This is a genomic window from Pseudomonas fluorescens, assembly GCF_018614655.1.
GTDB classification, from domain to species: Bacteria; Pseudomonadota; Gammaproteobacteria; order Pseudomonadales; family Pseudomonadaceae; genus Aquipseudomonas; species Aquipseudomonas fluorescens_BX.
On record NZ_JAGGOG010000035.1, the window covers coordinates 62,673 to 73,363 of the forward strand.

A 10,691-nucleotide genomic window follows, 5' to 3' on the forward strand; every position below is an offset into this window, starting at 1 on the left:
GAATTTGAAATGGATGTTCGCCAATTTGCCTTCCTGGCTCGCCAGCCTTCCTCAGCCCTGAAAAGCCGCGAGTCGTTCTGGGGCCTGCCCAAACGTGGCCTGGCGCTGATCCTGGCCAACGCGCTGTTCTGGCAGCCGTTACTGGCCCAGGCCGACGGTATCGTCGTCAGCGCACCCGGCACCACAGTCGGTCAGGCAGGCAATGGCGTGCCGGTGGTGAACATCGCTACCCCCAATGGCAGTGGTTTGTCCCACAACCAATTCAAGGACTACAACGTTGGTGCCAACGGCGTAATTCTCAACAACGGCGGCGGCCCGACCCAAAACACGCAACTGGGCGGCATCATCCTCGGCAACCCGAACCTCAAGGGCGGCTCCGCCAACATCATCCTCAACGAAGTCAACGGCGGTAGCCCCAGCCAACTGCGCGGCTACACCGAAGTGGCGGGCCAGTCGGCCAAGGTCATCGTCGCCAACCCCTACGGCATCAGCTGCAGCGGTTGCGGCTTCATCAACACCCCCAACGTCACCCTGACCACCGGCAAACCCATCCTCGACAACGGCCGCCTGGACCGTTACCAGGTCGATGGCGGCGCCGTGACCATCGACGGCCAGGGCCTGAACGCCAGCAACGTCGACCGCTTCGAAATCATCACCCGCTCGGCCAAGATCAACGCACAGATCAATGCCCGCAACTTGACCGTGATTGCCGGTCGCAACGACGTCAACGCCCAGACCCTGAATGCCACCGCGCGTGCCGATGACGGCAGTGCCAAGCCGGAACTGGCGATTGACTCGTCGGCGTTGGGCGGGATGTACGCCGGCGCGATCAGGCTGGTGGGCACCGAAGCCGGTGTGGGCGTGAAACTGGACGGAACGTTGGCGGCCAGTGGTGGGGATATTCAGCTTGATGCCAATGGGCATCTGAGCATGGCGCAGGCGGCGGCCAGCGGTGCGGTCAACGTCAAGGCCGCGAGCCTCGACGCCCAGGGACCGATCTACGCCGGCACTGCGCTGGATGTGCAGACCCAAGGTGACCTGAACAGCCGCAAAACCCTCGCCGCCCGCGACAGCATCACACTGTCCAGCGGTGGTCAACTGACCAACAACGGCATTATCGAGGCTGGGGTCAACGCGGATAACACCCGCAACGCCACAGGCGATGCCAGCCTTACCGCACAGACCCTCAACAACACCGGCACCAGCGTAATCGCCAGCCGTGCGTTGACGATCAACGCCCAGGCCCTGAACAACCAGGGCGGCACCCTCAGTGCGAAACAGAGCGCGAAGATCACCGCCGCCACCCTCGACAACCAGAACAAAGGCCGCGTGCTTAGCAATGCCAGCCTGGACGTGAAAGCCGACCGCGTGCTGAACGCCCAAGGTGGGCTTATCACCAGCAGTGGCCCGCTGACCGCCACCCTTGGCGAACTGAATAACCGTGGCGGCGAAGTGTCGAGCCTCGATGTGGCCGCCCTGAATATCGCCACCCTGGACAACGTCGCCGGGCTGGTTACGGCTGGCAATGCCCTGAGCCTCACCGCCAGCGGCGCAGTCAACAATCAGGGCGGTACCCTCAGCAGCCAAGGCACGCTCGCGCTCAAGGCGGGCGCGGTGGACAACAGTGCTGTCGGACGCATCGCCAGTAACCAGGCACTGACGGCCAACGTCGCCAGTCTCAACAACAACGGTGGCCGGTTGACCAGCGTTAATGGTCTGAACCTTGACCTTAACGGTGGCCAATTGAACAACCAGGCTGGCCTGATCCGTGGCCCGGCGCTGGTGTTCAATAACCTGGCTGATGTCGCCAACCAGGGCGGCGAAATTTCCAGCACCCAGGGCTTTACCCTGGCAGCACAAAACCTCGATAACAGCGGCGGTAATCTGCTCAGCGATCAAGGGTTGACCCTGCGGATAGCCCAGGCGTTGAGCAACGCCAAAGGCCTGGTATCGGCCAACGGCCTTGATGCCCGTGCAGCAAGTCTGGACAACGGCAACGGCATGCTCAGCAGCCTGGGCGCGCTGGACCTGACCGTCGATGGCGCACTGCAAAACCAGGCCGGCGTAGTGGTTGCCGATGGCAATGCAAACCTGACGGCGGCTCGCCTGGATAACAGCAACGGCCAGGTTTCTGGTAAGCAAAACGTCAATGCCTATATCACTGACTTGGCCAACCGCAATGGTTTGCTGATTACCCAAGGTGCCATGAGCCTGGGTGGTAACAGCCTGGACAACCGTCAGAACGGCCTGGTGTCCGGTGCTCAAGGTGTACAACTGAGTGTTGCCAGTGTCGACAACCGTGGCGGCGAAGTGTCGAGCAAGGCTGCTGTCACCCTGAACGGCTCGCGCCTGGACAATAGCGACAGCGGCCGAGTGATTGCGGGCAGTGCGCTGAACCTGACCGTTGATGACATTCTCAACCGCAACCTGGGCGTGTTGCGCGGGCAAACCGGCGTGAGCCTGATCGCCGGACACCTGGACAACACCGGCGGTACCGTCGCCAGTCAAAAAGACAGCGCATTGGCCCTCAGGGGTGACCTGCAAAATGCTCAAGGCCTGATTAGTAGCGAAGGCTTGCTGAGCGTCACTGCCGCATCATTGGCCAACCGCCTGGGCAGCCTGTCCAGTGCCGGCCAATTGAGTGTCACCACCACGGGCGCCGTGGACAACCAGGGCGGCCGTTTGGTCACTGACAGTGGCCTGGACCTGCGCAGCGCCAGCCTCGACAACGGTCAGAAAGGCACCCTGAGCGCGCGCCAGGCGGCACAAATCAATACTGGCACCCTGGACAATCATCACGGTGGCGGTATCAGTTCTGCTGAAACGCTGGGCATCATCGCCGGCCAGCTCAACAACGGCGACGACGGGCAAATCAGCAGCGCGAAGGCCCTCACTGCCAGCGTCAGCGGCCTGGACCAACAAGGTGGTCAACTGACCAGCAGCGAGACCCTGACCCTGGACCTGAACCGCGGCCAGTTGAACAACCAGGGGGGTCTGATCAACGGCCCATTGTTGCTGCTCAAAAACCTCAAGGACGTGAACAACCAGGGTGGTGAAATCTCCAGCCGCCAGGCCTTCACCTTCACCGCCGACAACCTCGACAACGGTAACGGCAAACTGCTGAGCAACGACGCGCTGACCCTGCGCATCAGCCAGGCCCTGGCCAACGTCAAAGGCCTGATCGCTGCGGCTTCGGTGGACTCCCACGCGGCGACTCTCGATAACAGCGGCGGAACGCTCACCAGTCGTGGTGATGCATTGCTTAACGTTGATGGGCAACTGACCAACCAGAACCTGGGCCTGATCAACGCAACCAACACCCTGACCATCAACAGCGCCGCGCTGGACAACCAGAAAGGCTCGTTGCTGGGTAGCGCCATCGCGCTGGATTTCGGCAACGCGACAGGCGACCTGAACAATGCTGGCGGCCTGATTACGACGGCCGGTTCTCTGAGCCTGGACCACCTGCGTGATTTGAATAACCAGGGCGGCGAGATCTCCAGTGCGCAAAGCCTGAACCTCAGTGGCCGCAGCCTGGACAACAGCGCCGGCAGGCTGATCAGCAACAACCTGCTGGTGCTCAAGGCCAATAACCTGATCAACCAGGGCGGTTTGATGTCCGGTTGGCAGGGCTTGAGCGTCAGCGGCGCGAGCCTGGACAACCGTAACAACGGCACGCTCTCCAGCCGTTACGGCGACCTCAACGCCACACTCACCGGCAGTCTGCTCAACAGCGGTGCCGGTGCGCTGGTCAGTCAAAAAGCGCTGACGGTCACCACGACTGAGTTGGACAACAGCGACAAGGGCATTCTCTCCAGTGCCGGTGGCCAGACCCTCACCATCAGTGGCCTGTTGAACAACGCCCAGGGCGGCGTGATCGACAGCGGCGCAGCCCTGAACCTGACGGCACAGAATCTCGACAACAGCGCCGGCAGCATCACCGGCGGTACGGCGGCCACCCTCGGCCTGCTTGCGACCCTGACCAACACCAACGGCAAACTGTCCAGCGGTGGCCCGTTGCTGATTACCCGTGCCGCGCAGATCAACAACCAGGGCGGCCAACTCGCCAGCCAGGGCCTGTTGACCCTGTTGACGGGTGGCTTGGACAACCGTAATCGCGGCACCGTCGCGGCCAACGAGCGCCTGACCCTCACCGCCAGCGGCGTCGTGCAAAACGGCAGCGACGGTTTGATCTACAGCCAGAACGCTGACCTGAAGCTCACCGCCAACCGCTTGGACAACGCCAAGGGAGCGGTACAAAGCCAGGCGGGCCTGACACTGGACGTAGCGGGCGACATCGACAACCAGAGCGGTAAGCTGATTGCCCAGGCGGGCGACCTCAGCGCCAACGCCGCGAGCCTCGACAACCGTGGTGGCGTACTTTCCAGCCTCAAAGGCGCGCTGCAAAGCCGCGTCGTTGGTGTGCTACGCAACGGTTACGACCTGAACAACAACCGCCAGGGCGGCATCGTCCAGGGGCAAACGCTGAACCTGCTGGCCGGAGCTGTGGATAACTATGGCGGGCGTATCTCCGCGCAAAGCGGCAATGCCCTGGTCACCACCGGCAACTTCGACAACCGCAACGGTGGGCTCTATGCCAAGGGTCTGGTGAGTGTTACCGGCCATGATTTCGACAACAGCGGCGACAACGATGGCCAGATCGCCGGCCAGCAGATCGACCTCAATCTGAGCGGCGCGCTGAATAACCGCCTGGGCATCATCGAAAGTGAATCGACCCTCAAGGTCAGCGCCGCCAGCCTGGATAACCAGACTGGCCGCCTGCGGGCCCTGGGCAGCAGCGGTACCACCGAGTTCGCCATCGGCGGCCTGTTTGATAACCGCAATGGCCTGCTGGAAACCGCCAACAATGACTTGATCCTCGGTGCTGGCAGCCTGCAGAACGCAGGCGGCACGGTGTTGCACGTTGGTGTCGGCCGCTTCGACATCGCTCCGGGCAATCTCAACAGTGTCGGTGGCAGCCTGGTGACGCGGGGCGACCTGACCGTCAATCAGGACACCTGGACCAACAGCAGCGTGATCCAGGCCGGTCGCCTGACCGTCAACGTCAACCAGCTCGACCAGACCACCGGCGGGCAACTGTTGGCTGCCCAGCGCTTTATCGGCACTGGTGGCAACTGGTCCACCAACGGCCTGATTGCCAGCGATGGCAGCCTCGACCTGACCTTGAGCGGCGCCCTGAACAGCACCGGGCGCATCAGCAGCCTGGGCAATTTGAACGTCAGCGCCGCGCAACTGAACCTGAGCAACACCGCGAGCATCGCCGGTGGCGGCATCACCACCGCCAACATCACCGGCACCCTGAACAACTACGGACGCCTGACGTCCACCACCGATCTGAACCTGACCGCAGGCGCTATCAACAACTACGCGACCCTGGGCAGCGGCCAGAACCTCACCGTCACCACCGGCACCTTGCTCAATGACCACGGGCTGATCTTCAGCGGTGGCGACATGGGCCTGCGGGTGGATGCGCTGAACAACAGCTACGCCGATATCTACAGCATGGGCAACCTGAGCATCGACCGTGATGGTAAGGGTGGCCTGGCCAGCAGCATCATCAACAGCTCTTCGAATATTCAGAGCGACGGCAGCCTGAGCCTGACGGCGTCGACGATCAAGAACCTGCGTTCGGTGCTGACTACTAATGACGGCGGCATCTACACCGCTTCGATTACTGAATTCCCCTGTCAGGAAGGTCCCAACTATGCCGGCGATTGCAGCGGCGGCAAGGAAAACCACCTGTGGCAGGTTGTTCAGCGAGACAAGTTTGAAGTCACTGACGCTAGCGCCGCATCGAGCATCAGCGCCGGCAAAGACTTGACCATTACCGGTGGTGACCTGCTGAACGCGAGCAGCAGCATCGGCACCGCTGGCAACCTGAACATCACGGTCAACAACCTGGCCAACAACGGCATTGAAACCGGTGAGACCGAAACCTGGCGCCTGTTTGTCTCCGAGCGTACCCGCGATGCCAGCGGCTGGTATTCGGCGGCCGCAGCGTTCAACAACCGATACTCCAGCACCGGTGCGGCCTATAACCCCAAGGACCTGAGTGGCCTTGAAGCCGCCATGGCCTCGTTCATCGGCATGACCGAGCAAGAGAGAACCGCGCTGCGTCGGGTCACGAAAATCGACTCCGGCGATCAACGTTACGCCGCCGTGATCCAGGCCGCCGGTGCGGCCACCGTCAAGGCCCAGGGCAACATCGACAACAGTGTCGTGCGGCCAGGCTTCAACTACGTTGGCGCGGGTGCCAAGACCGCTACCGACGCTTCGGGTGCCAGCGCGGCCAACGGCTTCTCGACCCGCATCACCATCAATCAACAACTGCCGCCAGACCTGGCCCAACAACAGATCAACCCGCTGAGCCTGCCCGGTTTCAGCCTGCCCACCGGCCAAGGCGGCCTGTTCCGCCTGAGCGGCGAAGGCACTGCCACCCCCACCAATACCGGCCCACAAAGCTGGACCTTGGGGGGCAATAACCTGGCCACGGCGGATCGCCCACAAGCCACGCCGGGTACCCCGGTACGCACGGAGACAGGCCAAGGCGCAGCCAATCCGCTCGACCCAGGCCAGGTCGCTCCGGTCGGCGGCACCGGTACGTCAGTCAACGGCTTGACCATCAACCGCGTGCAGGGCCTGCCCGACAGCCAGTTCGTGTCCAACCCGCAAAAGTACCTGATCGAAACCAACCCGCTGCTCACCAATCTGCAACAGTTCATGGGCTCCGATTACCTGTTGTCGAAACTGGGCTACGACCCGGACCAATCCCAGAAACGCCTGGGCGATGGGCTCTACGAACAACGCCTGATTCAACAGGCCGTGATCGCCCGTACCGGCCAACGCTTCATCGATGGCCAGACCAGCGACGCCTCAATGTTCAAGTACCTGATGGACAACGCCATCGGTACCAAACAGCGCCTGAACCTGGCCGTGGGCGTCAGCCTCACCGCCGAACAGGTGGCGGCCCTGACCCACGACATCGTCTGGATGGAAAACGCCACCGTCGCCGGCCAACAAGTGCTGGTGCCGGTGCTCTACCTGGCCCAGGCCAACAACCGTCTGGCGCCCAACGGTGCACTGATCACCGGCAGCGACCTGAGCCTGATGGCCGGGGCCAATCTCGACAACGTCGGCACCTTGCGTGCCACCCAAAACCTGGCCGCCAGCGCCGGACGTGACATGGTCAACAGCGGCCTGATCGAGGCCGGTAACCGCCTCGACCTGCTGGCCGGCAACAACCTCACCAACCGCGCTGGCGGCATCATCGCCGGGCGCGACGTCAGCGTGGCTGCGGTCAACGGTGATGTCATCAACGAACGCAGCATCACCAGCCACCAAAGCAGCAGCGGCTACCGCACCGAGCGCACCGACTTCGTCGACAGCGCCGCCCGCATCGAAGCCGCCAACACTCTGAGCCTGGGCGCTGGGCGCGACATCAACAGTGCGGGCGGGGTGCTGAAAAGCGGCGCCGACACCGTCATCCAGGCCGGGCGCGACGTCAACCTGGCCAGCGCCGAACAGCGCAACGCCAACGCCGTCACCAACCTGTTCCATAGCGACAGCGTCGCCCAATACGGCACCGTCATTGAAGCCGGCCGCGACTTCCAGGTCGTCGCCGCCCGCGACATCAGCGCCATCGGCAGCCAGATCGACGCCAAGCGAGATTTGGCCATGGCCGCCACGGGCAATTTGACCTTGGCGTCGGCCGCGAATGAACAACATTCGGCGGGGAGTACGAAGAAGGTCAAGAGCCAGGAAGATCATGTCCAGCAAGTGTCCACCACGCTCAAGGCGGGCGGGGATGTGACGTTGAGTGCGGGACAGGACTTGGCGTTGGTGGCGAGTACGGTCAATGCCGGTGATGAGGCCTATCTGGTGGCGGGCAAAAACCTTGCCCTCAAGGCGGCTGAAGACCAGGACTACAGCTTCTACAGCAAGACCAAGAAGACATCGTCGGGTAAAAAGTTTCGTCTGGATGAAATCGATAGCACCACCAATGTTGGCAGCTTGGTCAGCTCGGGTGGTAACAGCACGCTGGTAGCCGGTGAGAACCTGCTATTGGCCGGCAGTGCCGTGACTGCCGAGAAAGGTGCCGCGAAATTGGTAGCGGGCAAAGATGTACAGATTCTTGCCGTGACTGATTCCGACAGTGCCCGCCATGAGCGCAAGGAAAGCAAAAGCAGTTGGGGTGGGTTCAAGTCGAGCAAGGTTGAGGACCAGGTTGACGAGAAACGTACCACCGCCGTGGGCAGCATGGTCTCCGGCGATACCGTCACTGTTGTGGGCGGGCAAGACGTGAAAGTGACGGGTTCGTCACTGGTCAGCACCGGTGATTTGGCTGTGCAGGCAGGGCGTGACCTGACCATCGACGCGGCGCAGAACACCTTCTCGCGCACCGATATGCACAAGGAAAAGAACCGTGACCTGACGGGTGTGTTAACCGGCAACAAGCTGGGCCTGGATGACATCACCGGCAACCAGCATCTGTTCATCAATAGCCAGAAGCACAACGGCACCGCTACAGAAACCACGCTTACCGGCAGCACAATTGGTTCCAGCGCTGGCAACGTAAAACTGGAGGCGGGGCGTGAGCTGAAGGTGGTGGCCAGTGATTTGGTCAGTACCAAGGACATGGATCTCAAAGGCTCCAATGTGACCATTGCCGCGGGTATGGAGAATGCCAGCCAAACCACGGTCGACAAGTCCAAGAGCCTTGCAGTGGGGCGCGTTATCGGCGGAACCGTTGTCGATACCGCCCGGAGCATTCGCGACGGGGTTGAGGCCGCTAAAAACGCCGATGATCCTCGACTCAAAGCAGTGAAGCTGGCTCAGATTGCCTTGAACACCTATAACCTGGGCGGCCAGATGGCGGATGCCAATGGTCAGGGTTCTGGATTCGCGGACAAGCAAGGCGGCACGGCCAGCAACGGCTCACTGATCAAAATCGGCACCGAACTGGCCAATACCAGCAGTAAAAATACTACTGAGTACCGCAGTGAAACGGCGAAGCAAAGCACGCTCAACGCCGGCCAAGGGCTGTCGATTGTGGCCACCGGCAAGGCCGCTGAAACCCAAGGTGATATCCATGTCATTGGCAGTGAGCTGAAGGCAGCCAATACCACGCTGATCGCCAAAAACGACATCATTCTGGAAAGTGCGCAGAACACCACCGAACGGAAAAACGACAGTAACAACAATAAAACCAGCATCGGTGCCAGCTTCAATATCGGCGAGCAAAACGGCTTCACGCTGGACCTCGGTGCACAAATTGCCAAAGGTATGGGCTCCGGCAGTTCTGTTACTCAGGTCAACACCAAACTGGACACTGGTGCGCTGGTTATGAGCAGTGGCCAGGACACCACGCTGGCTGGTGCCCAGGTGCGTGCTGACAGCATCAAGGCGGATATTGGCGGTAACCTCAACATCGCTTCGCGCCAGGATACCGATACCCAGAAGAGCAAGCAGAGCAGCGCCGGTGCTGGCGCAAGCATCTGCGTGCCGCCATTCTGCTACGGCACGACGGTGACGGCATCCGGGAGCATGTCTGCCGGCAACATGAACAGTGACTACAAGGCGGTCACTGATCAGACGGGGCTGTATGCGGGCAAGGATGGCTACACCCTGGAGGTGGATAAAAACACCACGCTCCAAGGCGCCGTTATCGCGAGCGAAGCCAGCGCTGACAAAAACCTGCTGATTACCGACCGCTTGCTGACCAGCGACATCAAGAACACCAGCAAGATCAACAGTACTTCGGCGAGCGCTGGCATTTCTGGTGGGTCCAGCGGTATCGCGATGGGTCCGCCGATGGGCGCGGTACTGAGTGAGTCCGACAGCAGCAAAACCCGGGCGGCGGTCAGTGAGGGCACGATTGTGGTGCGTGATCCTGAGGGCGCCAACGATCTGGTGGGCCTCAATCGCGATACGCAAAACGCCAACAAGCACCTCGACAAGCCGGATGAAAAGGCCATGCGTGAACGCATGGACCTGATCAACAGCTCTGCGCAACTGGCCATAACGATCGGAAGCACCATTGGCAAGGCGAAGATCGACGAGTCTGAAGATCCCAACAGCGACGCGGGTAAAGCGGCTCGGCAGAAGTTGCTGGACAGTGGGATCAGTGACCCGACCACCGCACAGGTGAGGCAACAGGCTGAACGGGATTACGGCGTCGGCAGCAGTTTCCAACGCACGACACAAACTGTGACCGCGATCATTCAAGGGATTGCCGGTGGCAACGTGGGTGCGGCCATCGCGGGCGCTGCTGCGCCCTATCTGGCGCAGCAAGTGAAGGATCTGACGGCGGGTGATGATAACGCCAACCTCATGGCTCACGCGGTGTTGGGAGCGGTGTTGGCCAGGGCCGGTGGTAACTCGGCGCTGGTGGGGGCGGGTGGTGCAGTGGCCGCTGAAGCGACGGCGAGGTTGATCCGTGACCAGTTGTACGGAAACGTCAGTAATGACGACCTGACATCGGAGCAGAAACAAACGATCTCTGCGTTGTCGACGTTGGCAGCGGGGATTGCGGGTTCTGCTGTGGGCAAGGATGCGCTGAGTGCGGTGGCGGCGGCTCAGGTTGGGAAGAATGCGGTTGAGAACAACGCTCTAAGTGATATCGCTGAAGCATTAGCTGAGGGGAAGACACTTGAGCAAAAGGCTGAAGAGCG

1 protein-coding gene is annotated in these 10,691 nt (G+C 61.5%); it reads left to right on the forward strand.

Annotated elements, in window-relative coordinates; all coding sequences use genetic code 11:
* Positions 1-9 precede the first annotated feature (9 nt).
* The coding region (locus tag J7E41_RS26780; RefSeq protein WP_214997258.1) for a hemagglutinin repeat-containing protein at positions 10-10,691 on the forward strand (10,682 nt) is incomplete at its 3' end.